Origin of the sequence: Paenibacillus sp. V4I9, from assembly GCF_030817295.1 — a bacterium.
Lineage (GTDB): Bacteria > Bacillota > Bacilli > Paenibacillales > NBRC-103111 > Paenibacillus_E.
This window is the reverse complement of record NZ_JAUSZE010000001.1, coordinates 1,463,308-1,481,836: the sequence shown is the minus strand read 5'-3', so window position 1 is coordinate 1,481,836 and position 18,529 is coordinate 1,463,308. Positions and strand designations below refer to the sequence as shown.

The window sequence follows — 18,529 nt, the reverse complement described above, 5'->3', positions numbered from 1 at the left end:
ACAACCTTGTTTTATCAAATTCTATTCACCGCTAGGTACAGCAATTGGAATCCCTTCCGCAATCGGAGTCCCAAAATTCGGCGATCCATCTTGATTCCACTTAAATGGCTGCATACGCACGTTGCGATTCCAGCCAGAGCCTTGGGTTTTCGCGCCATGATACAGAATCCAATCCTCTTTCCCATCTGGTGATTTCGCAAAAGAGTTATGACCGGGTCCGAATACTTGATCTGTTTTTGAAAATACGGCTTTATCATGTTTTTTCCATGAGGCAGGATTCAACAAGTCACTTTTCATCTGTGCACTCAGCATCCCTAGACAATAGTCATCGGTCCAGCTGCCGCTTGCCGAATAAATAACAAAAATTTGATCCTTATGCATCAATACCTGTGGACCTTCATTAATGGTAGGATTCCCGACCAATTCCCAGTCATAGGTGGGTCTTGAGATTTCTACTGGTTTTCCGCTAATCGTATACGGATTACTCATCCGTGCAATGTACAAATGTTGACTTACATTCACCGTACCTTCCCAGCCCGACCAAATGAAATATAACGATCCATCCTCTTTTTGCAGCGTTGTTCCATCAATAGCCCATCTGCCAGAAGTGTCCATCATTCCCCTGTCTATATATTTCCCTAGAGGATCCTCTGTCTCCGATTCAAGCACAAACATCCGATGGTTCTCATTCTGACCGTCATCTGCTGCATAGTAGATATACCATTTTCCTTTGAGAAAATGTAATTCAGGTGCCCAAATGTTTGAAGTATTAGGTCCTGAAACAGGTGGAAACCAGACGTCCTTATATTCAGCATTTGAAAGCCCTGTTAACGTTTGCGACTTCCAAATTCGAATCGAATTTCCCGTTGTATGTGTATAATAATAGGTCCCATCCTTCGAAGTGACCCATGGATCGGCTCCGTTGTCTAGTATGGGATTCGTAAATGTTTTCGCTTCCTTTGATGGCGATACCGTACTATTGGTTTCCTTCACAGCTTCCTCTACAACCCCTTTCGAACATCCCGCCAATAGCAGGATACAACCTAATAAAGCAATCAACATGCGCATATGAAAAACCACCTTTGACAGCGTTCCTTTTTACTGTTTAACCCCTGTGGCTGTAATGGATTGAATGAATTGCTTCTGACCAATTAAAAATATAATTAATGTTGGGATCGTTGATAATGTAGCTAGAGCCATTAATTTACCATAGGATGCCGTAAAGCTTCCTGTTGCCATAACGGCAACTCCCGCTGTAAGGGTTCGCATTTCCAAATCAGTGACCGTGAAGAACGGCCATACGTAATCATTGAAAACACTCATAAATGTGAAAATAGCGAGTGTTGTAACAATTGAAACAGAAGAAGGCAGCAGTACGGACGTGAACACGTGCCATTTATTAGCCCCGTCGATTCTCGCAGCTTCAATAATTTCATGAGGAAAGGATTGGAAAAATTGTATTAACAAAAATACACCGAGAGCTCCGCCGGAATACGGTAAAATGAGTACATAATACGTATTAATTAAATTCAAATTACTGAAACTCAAATATTGAGGAAGGAATGAAATAATCCCTGGAACCATTAATGAGCCTATGAATAAAGCAAACAATGTTTTTTTGAAAGGAATGTCCAGCTTTGTTAATGCATAAGCGGCCATAGTATCCAGCAATAGAATCAGGACCGTTGCGGCAAAGCCCACAAAAAATGAATTGAATATCCAGCGAAAAATAGGAACCTCTACATCGCCACCCACAAAAATCGTATGGAAATTATCCCATGTAAATTCTTGAGGCAGCAAATGAAACACAGGCGCCATCACTTCAGCATCTGTTTTAAACGAATTTGAAAACATCCATAGCATTGGAAGGATAAAAATGATGCCTAGCAGCGAAGCCAACAGCACATAAAAAATCTTCGAAGGTTTCATCGTCCTCTACTCCTTTCTATTTGTGACTTTAAATTGAATAATAGAAACAATCATAATCATTAATCCCATTAAAATAGCCATGGCAGAAGCAGAACCAATTTCTCTGGCTGTGTAAGCCGTTTGCAGAATACCTATTAATAAAACCTTCGTCTCTTCAACCTTATCCCCCATCATTAAATTGGGCTGGGCGAAGACGTTATAGGATGCAATGGTCGAAGTAATGAGTACAAAGATAATTACAGGTCTAATAAACGGGACTGTGATGCTTTTAAGTCTATCCCAGCCATTCGCTCCATCTATTTTGGCTGCTTCATAAAGATCCTCAGGTACGCCATTAAGTGCATTCACAAAAATGATCATGTTAAAGCCAATAGTCCACCAAAGCGTAGCAATAACCAATGCGAACCATACGAAGGGGCTATCCAGCAGCCATGGAACCGGGTCGAACTCACGAATTCCCAGCTTTGCTATAAACATATTGATAAATCCGCCGGTAACATCGAACATTCGCTTCCAAATCACGGCCATGACCGTTGCTGAAACGGCATAGGGAATAAAATAAATCGACCGAAAAAGTGACCGAAGTTTTGCGGGAAGTGCATTTAGCAGCAAAGCAAAGCCTAAACCTACAATAACTAAAAATGGAACCGAAAAGACGACAAACTTCAAAGTCGCTTTCATCCCAATGAAGAAGAGGTCATTTGGTTGCGTACCCTTCGTAAAAATTTGCTTATAATTGTCTAATCCAACAAACGGATGTACAGGATCCAGTAAATTATATTGCTTTAAACTAATGATAAAGCCATAAATGATTGGAAAGAGCGTAAACAATAAAAAGGCTAGAAAATACGGCAATATGAATAAGCTTGAAGTCAGCTTTGATTTCCAATTTGATGTTGTTGACAACGGATTCCCTCCTATACTTAGAATTGAAGACGGGTAAACGATACCCGTCTTCCTTCCTTTCACTATGACTTACTTTTTCATCGCTTGTGTAGATTTGGCTGCTGCATCATCAAGCGCAGCTTTCGGATCCTTCTTACCTTGCAAAGCATTCGCTAACTCCGTCCAAATACTGTCGGAAATTGGACCCCAATTTAATACTTTAGGTGCAAATTGAACATAATCAAAAGACTTAGCAACTTCTGTTTGTTGCTGTGTCATGGCTTTAAATGCCGCGCTGTCACGTACGACTTTAGAAGCAACTGCTTGACCGGACTCTGCCCAATCAATCGAATTGGCAGATACGAATTTCAAGAAATCTCCGGCACCTGCAAGAACATTGGCATCTGTCGTTGATTTAGGAATGACAAAGTTGTGTGATCCGCCGAAAACAGCCTGTTTGACGGTTCCTAGTTGTGGAACGGGTGCAACACCATAGTTGATCTTGGCTTTATCGAAAGCATCCTTGGACCAAGGACCATTGAAGTGCATGGCACTTTTCCCTTGTTGGAACAAGTTGAAGTCACCATCTTGCGCAACTGTAGGAGGGGATACTTTCATCGTCGTTAAGCTTCTCATAAATGTAACGGCTTCTACACCAGCCGGTGAGTTATAAGCAATATTCCCTTTATCATCTAAAAAGCTTCCGCCATTTTGGAATAGGATGGTCGGGAACAAGAAATTTTGAATCCAGAAAGTTGGCATTGCCGCTCCCCAAACACCTTTGGAAGGATCGGTAAGCTTTTTCGCAGCATCTACAAATTCTTGACGATTGGTTGGAGGCGCTGTAATACCGGCAGCTTTGAACAAATCTTTATTGTAATACATGATTAATGGATGAACATCCAAAGGAATGCTGTACCATTTGCCATCTTTTGTAGAGTAATCTACCGTTGCAGCAGGGAAGTTGCTTTTTTCAACACCAACGGATTTTGCTACTTCGTCCAATGGCTGCAGCAAATCTTTAGCAATATACGTAGGCGTTTGGTCAAGATGCATGATCGCTACATCAGGAACTCCTTTTTTCGTTGCGATCGCTGTATCCAGCAGTTTATAGTAATCGGCATTTGGCTGAATCGTCATTTTCACGGTATATTTTTCTTGTGATTTATTGTAATTGTCGACGATTTTTTTCATAAATGGACCATCATTACCTGAGAATGGCGTCCAGAAGTTTACCGTAACTTTTTCCGCGCTTTTCGCAGGTTCTGGCGCTTTGGTAGCTGCCGCTGAAGCAGCTGGTGTTGCCGCAGCTGGAGACGAAGTCGCCGTTTTAGTTGAAGAACAACCTGATAGCACCATTGCCAAGGATAGCCCGGTTAAACCCAACATTTGAAAACTTTTCATCTTAACCATGTATATAATCTCCCTTCAATTTGAACACAGAATAATGGACTTGCTTCTCTAGCTCGATTTGTGTCAAAATTGTAGTGACGATTGAATTTCGCAAGAATTCAGTCTCACTACCGACGAGCGATCAAAAGGAAAACCCACGCCAATGGAGCCTTTTATCGCTCTTTTATTAACTCCCCGTACCATTAGAACATTTATTAACCTTACAATTCCTTATACCTCATCACCCCGTTGCTCTATTGTTTACCACAACCTAACTATAATGACTTTGAGAAAGCGTTACCATGACGATATTCAAGGACCATTGGACATATTTTCAGATAACATAGAAATTGCAACGCAACCTCAGCTCCGCCTGAGAGCGCCAAAAAGGCGCTTTCGGCACGCTTTTCGGCTCCTCAAACGCACAAAACATCAAAACTTACAGCTTTAAGCGCCGTTTCGGCGTCTCACGAGTATCATAATTCCCTATACAATAGCAAAGAAGCGAAAACCGCTCTTTCGGCTTCCGCTTCTTCTTTATTAATTATCTATATACAGCGCGGCAATTAAGGACCAATCAACACGCCCTGTATGAATTTCTCCAACACGGTAACATCGGTTATATTCTTGTTGCAAGCCTCGCTGTTCACACACATGTAATTGCCGATTGCTCTGTAGTAATCAGGCGTAGCGCTTGCCGGCTTCCATTTGGTCACCGCCATAAATAACGCAACCTCTTCATGCCGATTACACACAAAGCAAATGCCTTTCTTATTCGTCGGCGTATATTTCCCTTCAATTCCAACGAGCTTCCCGTTCAGATGATAAACGAGGAACAATTTATTCGTCGCGATATCGGACCAGCCGAGATACGTCACGTACCGATAGTCGATGGCCGTTAAATCGGGCACCTTTAATTTTTTGATTTTGGGAAAAAGCTTCTTCAGCTGATTTTCCGTCACTTGCGCAAATTCCGCCAAATAAGGCTCCAAAGAACGCAAATAGCGCTGAAACTCTTCTGCTGTTTGCAGCAGCGTTATATTCCCCAGTGCTTGCTTTTGCAGCTCATTTGCTTCCGGAAACACCTCGTTCAGTTTGTCTTGCGCGTTATATCGCACCGACTCTACCACTTTCCGATCGGAAACGGAATTACAGGTACTTTGCAGCAGACCGACCTGCTTCTTGATATCATTATATTGATGGTTTCTAATGAATGGTTGATTCATTGCTTTTCAGCCCCTTATTTTTGATAAAAATAAAATAAGTTGCAAAGCCCCATTATTAGAAACGATTTAAGCTTTCTCGGGCGATCACGACTTCCAAATCACCCCATGCAAAGATCGCCCTAATGAAAGGCTTTGCATGAGTCGTTACTTATTCCGGCAAATTGATTTGCCATATTTACCGCCTCCCTTGTAAGAACTATTATAAGGGAGGTCCTTCAATTGCTGCAAGCTATACACCGCTTGAGGCTTATCGGCGTGACACTCTACATATACCCAAGCAAAGGCTCAGCCAACCGAAACTTATACACCTGATGAAACTTCTCCCGCCGATCCGTCTGCACATAATCATCCACGTAATGCATAAGAATCATCTTCGCTTGAATGGATTCCGGCAGACTCAGCAGTTCATCGAGTGACGTATGCGACGGCAGCTGATCATCCTGCATATGACATTCGTGATAAATGGTTTGCACCTCATCGGCGATACTCCGAATGTAGCTTTCATCCATTCTGGTATCCCCGCTAAAGTAAAAATACGGATTGCATAGAAGACCGTAACTAAGCATGTCCGGCACATGCAAGGTAGGGACAAGTTCGAATTTCACACCCGCTACCGTAAACGCATTGTCCACACATTCGACGTCAAAATAGTCCTCAAGCACGCGCTTGCCCCGCGTTGTCAGCTCCAATCCGTGGCGCAAGATTTGCCACAAATCGTCTTTTAAACCGGTAGGTACATAAAGCTTCGGCTTCATTCTGTTCGGGTACACCCGGTGATACAAAGCCAGTTTCTGCAAGCCATTCACGTGATCCTCATGCAGATGAGTGATAAAAATATGCTCGATCTGATTGAGCTTCATTCCCAATTGATGCAGCCCAAGGTGATTAGACTCAGGGAAATCTATACATAAATTCGTATTTTCAAAGGTAAGAAGAGCACTATTATGCCCTTGCTCGATACTAAAACCGTCCCCGCAACCCAGAAATGTTATTTTCATAAAAACCTCCATTTTTCGTGTGTGATTCTATGTATTTTTATACTATGATAGTTGATAGATATGGCCATATTAGGAGGATAACATGAACAAACTACATAAACCGAAGCCAAAAATCCACCTGCGCTCTTCCATCTTTATCCTAATGATTTCCTTAATTATTGTACTACTTACGGATAGCGTATTCTACTATTATACCAAAAGGATGCTAACTTCCGAACTTGAAACCAAGCTGCAGCTTATCGCAGATAACGTCACCATCTCGATTAAACACTCCAAAACTGGTGAGAAATACGTAGAGAACCTAATCGGCCAAAATCTGCGTACAGCCTCGTTAGCAGCACAATACCGACTCGATCCCGACATTGAGAAAGTGACGAATGAAGAGCTTACTGTTCTAAGTAAGGAGTTAATGATCGATCATATTACACTAATGAAACGAAGCGGTGATGATATTATTGGCTACAAATCCTCCGAGCCCAAGGAGATTAACATGAGCACCAAAACATGGTCCAGAGATTGGTTTCAAGCGTTCAATCAGCTTTTAGACACCAAAGAAACTAATGTACAAAGCGGCCAAGCGCTGCCTCATTATTGGTCAGGACCCATGAATACATCTATGACAAACCCCCAGTTTGTTGACAAATGGGGCTATTACTATGATGGCCGCACGAATTATATTCTCGATCCCTACGTGCATGATACGTTCTTCCGAGATTATCAACGGGAAACGGGTGTGGATGCTGTTATTAATGAAATGATTCATGGCTACACCAACCATGGAGCCAAAGAAATTGCCGTTTACAATCCGCCGATCTTCCTGAAGCAGCAGGAACAGTATAAAAAGGAAGGCTACATCTGGTTCACAGATCGGGAAATATTGTTCGGATCCTATACGATGAAAGATAATCGGGATCAAGAGATGGTTCAAGCCGTCATGCAATCGAAGCAAACAAAGCAGCTTATCACCACGATCGACGGAAAAACCTATCTCAAAATGTTCATTCCGCTTCAACTGGATTCCCCTGTTGTTATCGGTTTGACAGCTGATTATGAAACCGTACAAAAATCAATTCAACAACAGCAAGTGAACCTGCTCATTTTGATCGGATCAACCGCACTTATCGCATTCATCCTAGTTATTCTGAGCATCCGCTTCATCAATCGGAATCGAGAAGCAACCGCGGAAAGCATCCAAGAAGTTTACGTTGATCATATCGGCTCACTGTTCCGTTCCATGAAAGAACAGCGTCATGATTTCAATAATCATGTTGCTACAATACATTCCCTCGTTCATTTGAAAGAATATACGGAATTAGATCGTTACACCACCGAGATTATTGGTGAAACGACAGCTTTGAATGACATTATTCAAATTAACGTGCCTGCTTTATGCGCGATTGTTCAGTCTAAGGCTATACAGGCCGTTGAGCGCAAAATTACATTCTTTCATGAAGTCAGTAATTTAAATCAGATCAACCTTGGTGCTGTCAAAGCGACAGATTTGGTTCGAATCATCAGCAATTTAATCGATAACGCATTTGATGCCGTTACTGTTTCCAAAAAGGCAGAGGACAAAGAAGTCAACTTAATTGGTGTTTTGGAAGGAAATTTACTTACATTCAAGGTGATCAACAACGGTGAACCTATCCCAAGCGATCGTCTAAAAAGTATATTCGATCCTGGCTTTTCTACGAAACAAGAATCCGGACTCCACGCCGGCTTAGGTTTGAGCATTGTCAAAAAACTAGTGGACAAGTATAACGGAACCGTTCATGTCAGCAGCTCAGAAGCCGAAACCAGCTTTACGATTTCCATTGTTGTATAAAGAAGATTACACGAACATTATCTAATTGACATCATTTAATGTTCGTATTATGATAGTCAAGTCGGTAAGTAATAGCCACATACGTATAAATCGTTCGTATATCCTTGAGGATTGGCTTAAGGGTCTCTAGAGGGAGCCATAACTTCCTAGCTACGACGGGTACTTGCTTTCGCATACCCGTGTGGCTGGGTTTTTTTGTGTCCAAAAATGAATAATCCAGAGGAGATTGCAATGAAAACATATGATTTTATCGTTGTTGGTGCAGGACCTGCCGGTATTTTTGCCTGTTATGAAATGACACTGCTTCACCCTAAAGCTAAAGTATTGCTCGTAGACAAAGGCCATGATATATACCATCGCAGTTGTCCGATCCTGGAAAGTAAAATCAAGCTATGTCCTCCCCCGGCAGGCAAAAAGGACTTCTCTGGCTGTCTTCCTGCTTGTTCCATTACGGCTGGCTTCGGAGGTGCGGGCGCTTATAGCGATGGCAAATTCAACATCACTACCGAATTCGGCGGCTGGATGACGGATTATTTGGCACCAACCAAAGTGATCGATCTGATTCGTTATGTGGATGGCATTAATCTACAGCATGGTGCAACCGAGAACATTACGGACCCTACGACTGAGGCCGTAAAAGATATTGAACAGCGCTCCTATGCTGCAGGTTTAAAGCTGCTTCGCGCTCAGGTTAGACATCTGGGAACCGAACAAAACTTAATGATTTTGAAATCCATCTATGAATATTTGAAAACACGTATCGATATGCAGTTCAAAGCTGAAGTTGAAGATATTCTAACTTTCAAACGGGAAGACAAGCATGTTATCCAAGGCATTCGTATGAAGGATGGTACAGATATTCATAGTAAACAAGTAATGTTAGGGCCGGGTAGAGACGGTTCTGCGTGGTTAACGCAAGTGCTCAAAAAGCGCCGACTCAAAATGTATAACAATCAAGTCGACGTAGGCGTCCGCGTAGAAACCTCGGATGTCGTAATGCGCGAAATCAACGAGCATCTTTATGAAGGTAAGTTTATTTATAATACATCAGTGGGGACACGAGTACGTACATTCTGTAGCAATCCATCCGGTCATGTTGTGGTCGAGAATCACAGCGGCGTCATGGCAGCGAACGGCCACTCTTACAAGGATCCAGCACTAGGTTCTAGTAATACGAACTTCGCCCTGCTCGTTTCTCATAAATTTACTGAGCCTTTCGATAAGCCGAATGAATATGCGCGTGAAATATGTAAACATGCGAATGACTTATCCAGCGGCGGTGTGATCGTGCAGAAATTTGGGGACATCATGCGTGGACGCAGGTCAACGGCTGATCGGATTCGCGAAGGCTTCCTTGAGGCGACTTTATCAGAAGCTGTTCCTGGTGATCTAGGACTTGTACTTCCCTACAATACAATGAAAAGTTTAATTGAAATGATTCATGCACTTGAAAAGGTAACGCCAGGTATAGCTTCAGAGCATACTCTTTTCTATGGGGTTGAAGCGAAATTCTATTCCGCTCGACCTAAACTTAGTGAAAGCTTCGAAACCGAGATACAAGGCTTGTTCTGTGGCGGTGACGGGGCTGGAATTACACGAGGCTTGGCTCAAGCTGGGGCTGCTGGTGTCTGGGTGGCGCGCAACGTAGTCGTCTAATTATTTCCGGGGAAATACGATTTCTTTCGTCAAAATCTGCTGTTAACTATTGGATCTAACTCATTATAGTTAGGTCCTTTGGTAATTTTACCTTTAAAACTACTTTAAATCTCTTTTAAAATATGGTAAGATGAAAACGTTCTCAATGTAAGCGTTATCATTTTAAAAGGGGGATTACAAAATGAATGTAGCGCTCGAAACAAGAAACACCTATGAGGAATTCGCACTGGAGAAGGATATTATGTACTTCCGAGTCGGAGAACATGGGCTAGTCTCTTTCCATGGGAAAAACTATCACATTAAAAAACGCATGACCACTGAGCAAATTCAAGAAATTACTACAAATAGCTCCTTTTTCAAGGTCAATACGGATTGCTATGTGAACACAAGAAAAATTCTACAGATTCAGGATGGCAAAGTATTTTTCGAAATCAAGGGTGCTGATTCCAAATTTGCATCGATTACGAAGCTTCGCCAATTCCGACTGAAAGAAATCGTGCAGCAGCACAAAACGGAAGCAGCTGCAGGTGAATCAGCAAAATAAAGAAACATTCCTTGAGGCGCAGTGTTATACCAATACCAAACTACAGCGGCCCACGAGGTTATACAGAAAAGGAGCTAACGAGAATCACGCTAGCTCCTTTTTGGTTGAATCCTATGAAATTTTTGCGAGTGTTTCTTGTTGATGCTCACGGATAAGAAAGCGTATGTAGTCGACTGTTGTATCTTTCACCTTTTTGGCTTCTTCCAAAGTCGCAAAGCTGTACTCAGCATGATCTGTGCTTTCGTACTTCTTCAGCTCTTCATAGTTCATTCCAAGTGTGGAGAAGTTATAAACCAGTTCGTAGGGTGTCTTAATATCCACATTTTTCACGAAAATATCTTTGGAAAAGAATGAGCCTTGTTTCTCCACTTTAAAAATCACACGAAACGGCTTGTCTTTATCCGACACAAAGCACTTGATAACAACGTCGATTTCCATCGTTTTATAATCCACAGCGTTCGTAGGTTCCTGCTTTGGTGTATGCATCCATTTTTTCAAAAAACCCAGCACAAGATTCCCTCCCCAATAACGACATGAATATAACTCATATTGTAGCGGATACACCAACAATTGACAATCCAAAAAATGGTTATTTTTGCAATAAAAAATAACATTCCCTCTCATTTATGATGCAGTTCCTATCTCCCCAAGAGATTTTTTAGCAGATTTCTTCCTATAATTCCAAATAATAATCAGACATAGCACACCAGTTAACACGCCACAACAGACAAAAGCCCCATTCGCACCATATCGATCAGCTACAAAACCAGCAAATATACTTCCTATCGGCGTGGAACCCGCAAATACAAGTGAATACACACTCATTACGCGTGCGCGATACTCCTCTTTAGCATGCATCTGAAGGGAAGAATTACTGTTCGTTGCAAATATGATGTTGAAAAATCCGGTTAAAGCTAACAATCCACCGCACACCCAAACGGAAGTGCTTAGTCCATTTAAAACCAAACAAACCGCAACTACCAAACTGGCTACAATACTTAATTTCATCATTGGCCCTTGCTTACTGCGAAATGACATCGTAAGAGCCCCCGCGAAAGAACCCACACCCAGACATGACATTAACGTGCCATACGTCGTTTCTCCCATATGCAGCACACTTTTAGTAAAAACCGGAATGAGTACATTAAAGTTAAAAGCAAGCGTGCCGATCACCGTTACGAGAAGCACAGTCTGTGCTAGCAAAGGATCTCTCGCAATGTAGACAATTCCATCTTTAATTTCCTTCATTATTCCATCGCGTGAGTTCTTCTTCCGAACATAGGGCGCGGCTTGAATATGAAACAATCCATACAGGACAGCCAGAAAGCTAACCCCATTGAGCAAGAAGCACCAGCCTGCACCTAGCCAAGCCATCATCACTGCACCAATCGCAGGACCAACGATTCTTGCCATGTTAAATGTCGTTGAATTGAGAGCTATGGCATTCATCAGATCTTCTTTTCCCACGATTTCTATATTAAACGATTGTCTCGTTGGCATATCCAGCGTGTTATTAAGCCCCAGCAGCAGCGCTAGCACAATGATATAGCTGTACTTTACCGTATCCGTCAGGACGAGTATAGCCAATGTAAAGGCTAGAATCATCGCGACCGTTTGCGTTACAAGCAGGATGTTCTTCTTTGGAAACTTATCGACGATAATGCCTGCAAACAAGGAAAATAAGAGAATTGGGAGGAACTGACATGCCGCAACAATCCCAAGTTTAAGAGGCGAGCCAGTGATCGTAAGAACGAGCCAAGACTGCCCAATATTTTGCATCCAAGTTCCAATAAGCGATACACACTGACCTAACCAAAGATACCGATAATTACGATGCGTTAATGCATGAAAATGCTTATCGATAAACAGCGAACTTGCAAGCTTCATATTCATGGCTCCACCTGCTCCTCTGCGAAACGGGACGCATTATCCCCCATCTTCTCCAAAATCGTCAAAGCCAGTTGTTTCTCCTCATCCGTTAAACCGAACGTTAGACGTTCTCGCCAGTCCGTCAGCACCTTCCGCACATCACCCTTAATCAGCAGCGCCTTCTCGGTCAGATGAACTTCGTTGCATCTCTTATCTTTTTTACTGACCGTGCGGGTTATGTAGCCTTGCTCTTCTAACTTTTTAAGCGCTTTAGCAGTCGTACCTTTATCAATCTTCAAATAATCCGCCAACTCTTCTTGCGTGAGACCATCTTCTTTATACAGCGCGTTAATGAAAATATGCTGCCCTCTGCCGATGTCGTATTTCTTCAAATGCTCACCAATATACATTTGCCCGTAACGGTAAATGAGTGAGACCCACCTTGGTATCGAATTCCTGTTTTCGATCATAAACATGTCTCCTCTGTTTGAGCAAAATAGTAGTGATCTTCCGAATCGTTGCACTTGCTACTATTTTAGTATATGCCTGATTAGTTGCATGTGCAACTAATTTTTGGTTTGTTACGGCTGCTTACTAAATTTGCTGCTATATCAGTGAGTATTGTTTGAGTAGGAGTTTTCGAGTCATTAAGCATGTTTTTCAGGAATTGGCAGGCTGAGAAGTCGATTTCCGAGCCTATCGTACTCGAAAACCTTAGCAAGTCAGGAATTGGCACTCTGCAAGCAGGACAAAAAAAGAGCGAACACCCAAACAGCTTACGCTGCATGGGTACTCGCTCTCTATGTCCTAAAGAAACTTGATGCAAACCGGTCGCGATACCGCTACCGTTTGCCCTGTTTCAAGCAGCATTCCAGTTTCCCCATCAATGCGGAATACTGTAATGCTGTTCGAGTCCTGGTTCGCCGCTAGGAGGAACTCCCCCTGCGGCGATAGGGCAAAGTTCCGCGGCGTCCGCCCGAGCGTCGACTGCCAACCGACGACCGAAAGCGTGCCGCTTTGTCGGTCAACCCCATAAACCGCGATACTATCGTATCCGCGGTTGGATGCATACACATAGCGGCCATCCTCGGAGAGATGGATGTCCGCGCATGTGCTCTCGCCGCTGAAGCCTTCCGGCAGCGTCGAAATGCTCTGCAGCGCGGTCAGAACTCCCGCGTTTGCCTCATAGCCCAGCACGGTAACTGTGCTGTCCAGCTCATTGATCGCGTACACGTACTGACTGTCCGCGCTATAAACCAAATGCCGCGGGCCTGCGCCCGGCTTCATCGCCGTATCGCCATGCGGCAGAAGCAAGCCGCTCTCCGCGTCTATGCTGCTAACCACCAGCCGATCGAGGCCCAGATCGGCTGAAATCGCATACCGATTGTTCGGTGCCGGAACAATCGAATGCGCATGCGGAGCCTCTTGGCGATCCGCTCGCGGCCCCAATAGGCCTTCGTGCTTCACCAATTGCGTATGCTCGCCAAGCCGCCCGTCCGCTTCTACCGGATAAACGGTCACGCTGCCGCTTGAGTAATTCGCTGCATACACCGTTCGGTTAGTATGGTCCAAGCTAATATAACAAGGAGCAGCTCCGTCCGTAGGCTGCTGATTCAACTTCTCCAGTCTCCCAGTGCCGGCTTCTATCGCATAAGCTGCCGCGGAGCCTCCAAAACGACCGTTGTACGTTTCTGTTTCACTCACCGCATACAAAATCGTCCGCGCATCATTCAGAGCAAGGAACGAAGCATTTGGCAAATCCGTATACGATTCCACCAACCTCATTTCTCCGTTCAAAGGATTGAACGCATACAATGAAATCCCATTTGCATTGCGCTCATCTGTATAGGAACCCACATAGACATACAATTCGTTCTGTTCTCCTACTGACATTGGCAACCAGCCTCCATGATAGCGATTTCTGCTATAAATAGTGTCTCATCAACTGAACTCATTTCCAATTTCATCTCATAAATCCTGTTTTCTCTCTCGTACTTAATCTCATAAACCTGCTCTCACATTTCCCTACTTAATCTCATAATCCTGCTTTCTTTTCTTTACTTACTACCCACCCGCACTTTACGCCAAACCGCAGTAACAACCATAGCAATCACCGCTCCATACAGAGCAAGCTCCATATCGTGGTGCGTATCCCAGGGATCACCTTGTGTTCCGAGGAACAACGTTCCAATCTCAGGAGCCACAAGCAGCGCAACCCACATTTCAATAAGCTCATAAAAAGCCCCCATCGCCAAAACGATGACACAGGTAATCACATAAAGCCATTTTCTGCCTAGCCGCGTCCATGCGCTCATCGCTTCCCGAATCGGATAGGCGAGGAGCAATCCAAAGCTAAAATGTACCAAGCGATCATAATGATCACGTTCCGAGTGAAGAATTAGCTTCAACCAAACATCTACCCAATTCTCGTTATACGAATAGTGAGCCCCAAACGTATGCAGCACCAGGAATAAAGCAATCCATGCATAAGACAGATTTGTAAATGAAAAAAACTTATACGTACTTACAAGTCCAATTAGCGCTGCCCATATCAGCAGGTTTTCCAGTACCCAGTCATACCTGCTGTAAGGCTCCACCGCCAGCCAAATCCATATCCCTACGTACAGAATGATCATCATTTGCAAAAACCGATTTTTAGAGAATGAAATGGTCTGCATGGTTTAGTCCCCCTTGTTATTACCTATAAACTCAGGTTACCTCGCCATTATCTTTTCCAAAAGTACTAACTTCAACTAGTACCTTCTTAAGACGTATTGAACAAGTCATACTTCACTTCCGAGAAGTTATGTATCATTTGTTCCTCCGCTGCAGTCTTTCCTGTTCTTTTATCAATCACTTTGCGCCAAATCTCATTTTCACGATACTTCCGGCCATCTTTTTCAAGAAAACGGTGGTTTCTCTCTTCCATATGGTAGGCATGCGGTAAAAGCACGTCACAATGTACAGAGCCTTTCAAATGCTCATCAGTCAGCCACAACCGGAACTGGAAAGCATGCTGGGTAGGATTATAAATGCGCAGGTCTATATAATTGTAAAATACACTCGCTCCGCTCCCAAAAGGCAGAACCCGATGATCATCCGGAAATGGATCAAAGCTATGGTGATGCCGCTCCACGACTTGAAGTGGGGTATGCAAAGCCATCCAAAACAGTAAATTGCCCAACTGGCATATCCCGCCTCCGACACCTCGCTTCACACCGCCTTGCGATAATAGCAGACCTTCAATGTAGCCTTTAGCCGACGTTGTTTTCCCAACTAATTTCCAGAAGGAAAAGGTTTCACCCGGTCGAATCACAATGCCATCCATACGTCCAACGCTAATCCTTAGATTTGTAATTTTGTTTTCTTGTAAAATGGGATCGGAAGAACCGAGCTTTCTTCGCAGTAAGGATTGGTGTTTTTTGCAAGTATAGGGAAACGAATGGTCAACTCTATGCTTAGCATAAGTAATCGATGGATTCAAATTTAAGAAGTGCCGTTTAAGTCTTAACTGAGCAATTCGCAAGCGGTAAAGCACGGGAAACAAGCTAAGTAACTTTTGCTTCATCCCATTCACCTTCCTTTTTCAACCAAAAATAGGATCATCCTGCAAGCAAATAGATCACTAATTAAGATGTTCCATCCATCGATTTGGTTCAATGACTTTAGGTGTAATTTTTAAGGACGAAGCTCGTAAAAGATCGGCGTTACCCCACTACCCTGATATACACGCAAAATATGGTTCTTATATTCCTTCATATCAGATAACGTCGCGATCAAGAAAGCGTGAGGGGCAGTTCCTTTCTCATCTCCAATCCCCCCATCCCTCACCTGTTCCAAAGTAACATAAGCAAACCGCCCCCAAGGCGCCGCATCCAATCCCACAAGCGGATCAATCCAGTAACGAATCTGAAGACCATGAAACCAAGACATCTTCAAGGCCTGCTCGGCAAAAGCCCCCGTTCCATAAAGATGAATATTTCCTAAGCCATCCTCTTTCACCCTTTGGATTGTCTCAAACAACATCACCTGGCTGCCGAACCCATCTTGAAGCCGCAAATAGAATTTATATATATAATAAGGAAAACGTCTAGTCACAAGGCCCTGCGGCCAATTCGCATTCAAGATCGACGGCCCATAGTTACAGCTATTCAGAAATGCTTCTGGCCCTTGCACGAACCATTCTTCCGCCACATCTTCACAAATCGGTGCAATGTACTCCGTACAGAAATTGTCCTGATGCGTCAAATCCCCCAACAATCTCGCTTCCTCGGGCCTCGGCATATCGAGAACACGGTGCAGCGGCTTGCTCCACTCTACTGGCTGTAAGGATGCGCGCTGCAATCGCCCCTCTTTCTGCTGCAGCAGATAGGCATAATAACCTTGGAACGCCATTGCCCCTTCTTGACACGCTCGTTTCATCGCGTACTCTTCGTCAGAACGTTTCAGCACTGCCATAATCGGTCTGATTTGACCGAGCTCACCTTCAGCATAACGCAGCGTCGAACCGAAATCCCCCATCATGAGCTCCTCCAGAAAGGCAGGCGTCCTTGCGATACGTTTCCCCTCATCACTTCCCACGCTACCCGAGCGCAGCATACTACGGATATCCATACCATGCATGCTCAGCTCATCCAGCCGATTAGCGCCAACAGCAAGCAAATGCGTCATTTGCGGCTTATGTCCTGCTAATCTCACGATTTTTTCCAGTGATTTCTGAATGGTTCCATGAAAGCCAATATCGACCGTTACCAACCGTTCAGGCGAACCGAATTCTTGCTTCAAATAACTTACAAAAAGCTGCCTATGCCGCTGCACAGACGCCAAAATTTTAGTTTGTATGGGTGCACTTCGTAGAAAAGCCCTAACTTGATCATTGATTGAGCTTCCATTTTCACTTATTATATACTTGCAATTCTCAATTCTTTCCTCCAAAAATGCTTCAAAATGAACGCCTTCCTCGCTGATATCAAGCACCTCGAAAAGCTCGCCTAATTTCAAACCGTGAATACCTAGCAAAGACGCTAGCTCATCATCACCAAAACACTCCAGTCCTGCCAAAAAAGTAGCTTGTCTGGAAACATAGATCGGCTTAATCTGGAGGTCAATACCTCGAATACGCGCAGCATTTTCAAGCATCGGAGCTAACAAATAGGCTTCTCTCATCAAAGGATGTACTGTCCGGATGCCTTCATCCACGCATTGATCAATGACCCATTCGCACAGGGCTTGCAAGAATGGTCCTATTACACTGGTACCCAAATTATAAAATACCCGGCCCAGCTCGCCCATTCCTACCGTCATATCCGAGGCTTCCGCTAACTTCCGCAAGGATTTCCATTCCGGCAGTACATGTCCATGTCTAACATATTCCCAGTGATGCAAGCTCTCGAAATATTCAGGAACGACATTGTAGTGTACGCTCCTTATCCCTTCTTTGGAGGCACCTTCCACATCTGCGGCTATATTGTCACCAATATGCACAATAGCGTGACTCTCGATCTGTGGGTAAAGTTCCTTCAACCGGGCGAATAAATGTCCCGATGACTTCCCTTCATGCTCCTCCGAAGAAACAAGCAGCGTATCCACACTTGATAAATCTAGACCTGCTGATGCAAGAATCCAGCGCAGCTGCTCTGAGGATAAATACATATCCGATAGCAAGGCTATCGGGATCTGTTTGCTTTTACAAGCAGCTAACAATGACGCCACATGCGGGTTTACATAGCAAACTTCCGCTTCGATCTCGACTTCTATTTGAGCCATCTTATCCTTGATACAGATTCCTTCAGGCATCTCAGCATAAATGATTTCCAATGTGACCTCGCCAAAGCCCGTTAAAACAGATTGCCGATCTCGTGCATTGTTCTCAGCACGAATCCGCATCTCTTTGAAAGCAGCTGGCGTTAAGGACGCTTTCAGGCAGCCAATACGGTGTGCTTTTTCAGCAACAAGAACAAAAATGTCAGAGGGATTTGCACATGTACGAAATAATAGCGTATCGAAAATATCCAAACTGAGCAGCGCAACGGCGTCGATATCACCAATCAAAGCGCTTAGAAAGCGATCTTTTTTCCATAAATGAAGATCGGTAAAGCTTATACTTGTATGCGGTACTTCAAGCATTAGGAACCTCCTTAAAGTTTTCGAAGAAAACTGGCTTCGTAAGCGTAATCTTAATTATTCTTTATTACTTATATTTGAG

At 43.7% G+C, this 18,529-nt stretch carries 16 protein-coding genes and 1 riboswitch; of the genes, 3 read left to right on the top strand and 13 right to left on the bottom strand.

All coding sequences use genetic code 11. The features are described 5' to 3' along the window. Nucleotides 1-21: 21 nt before the first annotated feature. The 6 genes from QFZ81_RS07105 to QFZ81_RS07080 form a co-directional block, all read right to left on the bottom strand. Nucleotides 22-1,068, bottom strand: coding sequence for a glycoside hydrolase family 43 protein (locus QFZ81_RS07105; RefSeq protein WP_307602060.1), 1,047 nt, complete (start codon nt 1,066-1,068; stop codon nt 22-24). A 30-nt stretch (nt 1,069-1,098) separates the two neighbouring features. Beyond that, complete coding sequence (locus tag QFZ81_RS07100) at nt 1,099-1,929, bottom strand: carbohydrate ABC transporter permease (RefSeq protein WP_307446271.1); 831 nt, start codon at nt 1,927-1,929, stop codon at nt 1,099-1,101. 6 nt (nt 1,930-1,935) lie between these two features. Next, nucleotides 1,936-2,835, bottom strand: coding sequence for a carbohydrate ABC transporter permease (locus QFZ81_RS07095; RefSeq protein ID WP_307446275.1), 900 nt, complete (start codon nt 2,833-2,835; stop codon nt 1,936-1,938). A 69-nt stretch (nt 2,836-2,904) separates the two neighbouring features. Then, the gene (locus QFZ81_RS07090) at nt 2,905-4,227 is read right to left on the bottom strand and encodes an ABC transporter substrate-binding protein (protein ID WP_307446279.1); all 1,323 of its coding nucleotides are present in this window, start codon (nt 4,225-4,227) and stop codon (nt 2,905-2,907) included. A gap of 545 nt (nt 4,228-4,772) precedes the next feature. Beyond that, nucleotides 4,773-5,432: a FusB/FusC family EF-G-binding protein gene (locus QFZ81_RS07085; RefSeq protein ID WP_307446282.1), complete on the bottom strand. Its 660-nt coding sequence runs from the start codon at nt 5,430-5,432 to the stop codon at nt 4,773-4,775. Between the two features lie 263 nt (nt 5,433-5,695). Then, nucleotides 5,696-6,430 carry an MBL fold metallo-hydrolase gene (locus QFZ81_RS07080; RefSeq protein ID WP_307602057.1) on the bottom strand — a complete coding sequence of 245 codons (735 nt, stop codon included), beginning with the start codon at nt 6,428-6,430 and terminating at the stop codon, nt 5,696-5,698. An 82-nt stretch (nt 6,431-6,512) separates the two neighbouring features. Between QFZ81_RS07080 and QFZ81_RS07075 the strand changes: the two genes are divergently transcribed. The 3 genes from QFZ81_RS07075 to QFZ81_RS07065 all read left to right on the top strand — a co-directional run bounded on the left by QFZ81_RS07075 (nt 6,513) and on the right by QFZ81_RS07065 (nt 10,455). Further along, complete coding sequence (locus tag QFZ81_RS07075; protein ID WP_307446287.1) at nt 6,513-8,255, top strand: sensor histidine kinase; 1,743 nt, start codon at nt 6,513-6,515, stop codon at nt 8,253-8,255. A gap of 74 nt (nt 8,256-8,329) precedes the next feature. Then, a riboswitch (purine riboswitch) is annotated at nt 8,330-8,428 on the top strand. Between the two features lie 58 nt (nt 8,429-8,486). Then, a complete protein-coding gene (locus QFZ81_RS07070) occupies nt 8,487-9,911 on the top strand; it encodes an NAD(P)/FAD-dependent oxidoreductase (RefSeq protein ID WP_307446290.1) in 1,425 nt (474 codons plus the stop codon). Nucleotides 9,912-10,092: 181 nt separating this feature from the next. Continuing rightward, entirely contained in the window at nt 10,093-10,455 is a 363-nt protein-coding gene (locus QFZ81_RS07065) for a LytTR family transcriptional regulator DNA-binding domain-containing protein (RefSeq protein WP_307446293.1), read from the top strand. Between the two features lie 111 nt (nt 10,456-10,566). On the opposite strand, the gene QFZ81_RS07060 is transcribed toward QFZ81_RS07065, so the two are convergent. The 7 genes from QFZ81_RS07060 to QFZ81_RS07030 form a co-directional block, all read right to left on the bottom strand. After that, on the bottom strand, nt 10,567-10,965 hold the full coding sequence (locus tag QFZ81_RS07060; RefSeq protein WP_056836124.1) for a hypothetical protein: 399 nt from the start codon (nt 10,963-10,965) through the stop codon (nt 10,567-10,569). A gap of 114 nt (nt 10,966-11,079) precedes the next feature. Next, a complete protein-coding gene (locus QFZ81_RS07055; RefSeq protein ID WP_307446298.1) occupies nt 11,080-12,348 on the bottom strand; it encodes an MFS transporter in 1,269 nt (422 codons plus the stop codon). Continuing rightward, nucleotides 12,345-12,794, bottom strand: a complete 450-nt coding sequence (locus QFZ81_RS07050; RefSeq protein ID WP_307446301.1) for a MarR family winged helix-turn-helix transcriptional regulator — start codon at nt 12,792-12,794, stop codon at nt 12,345-12,347. Before QFZ81_RS07050 ends, QFZ81_RS07055 begins: the two co-directional genes overlap by 4 nt. Nucleotides 12,795-13,131: 337 nt before the next feature. Further along, nucleotides 13,132-14,217: a lactonase family protein gene (locus QFZ81_RS07045; RefSeq protein ID WP_307602055.1), complete on the bottom strand. Its 1,086-nt coding sequence runs from the start codon at nt 14,215-14,217 to the stop codon at nt 13,132-13,134. A 164-nt stretch (nt 14,218-14,381) separates the two neighbouring features. Then, on the bottom strand, nt 14,382-15,002 hold the full coding sequence (locus QFZ81_RS07040; RefSeq protein ID WP_307446305.1) for a DUF2238 domain-containing protein: 621 nt from the start codon (nt 15,000-15,002) through the stop codon (nt 14,382-14,384). Nucleotides 15,003-15,088: 86 nt separating this feature from the next. Continuing rightward, nucleotides 15,089-15,892 carry a VanW family protein gene (locus QFZ81_RS07035; protein WP_307446307.1) on the bottom strand — a complete coding sequence of 268 codons (804 nt, stop codon included), beginning with the start codon at nt 15,890-15,892 and terminating at the stop codon, nt 15,089-15,091. 110 nt (nt 15,893-16,002) lie between these two features. Further along, the gene (locus tag QFZ81_RS07030) at nt 16,003-18,450 is read right to left on the bottom strand and encodes an HAD family hydrolase (protein ID WP_307602053.1); all 2,448 of its coding nucleotides are present in this window, start codon (nt 18,448-18,450) and stop codon (nt 16,003-16,005) included. Nucleotides 18,451-18,529: the final 79 nt, after the last annotated feature.

What these genes read in the sequence shown, in the direction of transcription:
- QFZ81_RS07040 (WP_307446305.1), bottom strand. Translation starts at nt 15,002, where the DNA reads ATGCAGACCATTTCATTCTCTAAAAATCGGTTTTTGCAAATGATGATC.
- QFZ81_RS07055 (WP_307446298.1), bottom strand. Translation starts at nt 12,348, where the DNA reads ATGAATATGAAGCTTGCAAGTTCGCTGTTTATCGATAAGCATTTTCAT.
- QFZ81_RS07085 (WP_307446282.1), bottom strand. Translation starts at nt 5,432, where the DNA reads ATGAATCAACCATTCATTAGAAACCATCAATATAATGATATCAAGAAG.
- QFZ81_RS07030 (WP_307602053.1), bottom strand. Translation starts at nt 18,450, where the DNA reads ATGCTTGAAGTACCGCATACAAGTATAAGCTTTACCGATCTTCATTTA.
- QFZ81_RS07080 (WP_307602057.1), bottom strand. Translation starts at nt 6,430, where the DNA reads ATGAAAATAACATTTCTGGGTTGCGGGGACGGTTTTAGTATCGAGCAA.
- QFZ81_RS07070 (WP_307446290.1), top strand. Translation starts at nt 8,487, where the DNA reads ATGAAAACATATGATTTTATCGTTGTTGGTGCAGGACCTGCCGGTATT.
- QFZ81_RS07090 (WP_307446279.1), bottom strand. Translation starts at nt 4,227, where the DNA reads ATGGTTAAGATGAAAAGTTTTCAAATGTTGGGTTTAACCGGGCTATCC.
- QFZ81_RS07045 (WP_307602055.1), bottom strand. Translation starts at nt 14,217, where the DNA reads ATGTCAGTAGGAGAACAGAACGAATTGTATGTCTATGTGGGTTCCTAT.
- QFZ81_RS07075 (WP_307446287.1), top strand. Translation starts at nt 6,513, where the DNA reads ATGAACAAACTACATAAACCGAAGCCAAAAATCCACCTGCGCTCTTCC.
- QFZ81_RS07105 (WP_307602060.1), bottom strand. Translation starts at nt 1,068, where the DNA reads ATGCGCATGTTGATTGCTTTATTAGGTTGTATCCTGCTATTGGCGGGA.
- QFZ81_RS07065 (WP_307446293.1), top strand. Translation starts at nt 10,093, where the DNA reads ATGAATGTAGCGCTCGAAACAAGAAACACCTATGAGGAATTCGCACTG.
- QFZ81_RS07035 (WP_307446307.1), bottom strand. Translation starts at nt 15,892, where the DNA reads ATGAAGCAAAAGTTACTTAGCTTGTTTCCCGTGCTTTACCGCTTGCGA.
- QFZ81_RS07050 (WP_307446301.1), bottom strand. Translation starts at nt 12,794, where the DNA reads ATGATCGAAAACAGGAATTCGATACCAAGGTGGGTCTCACTCATTTAC.
- QFZ81_RS07100 (WP_307446271.1), bottom strand. Translation starts at nt 1,929, where the DNA reads ATGAAACCTTCGAAGATTTTTTATGTGCTGTTGGCTTCGCTGCTAGGC.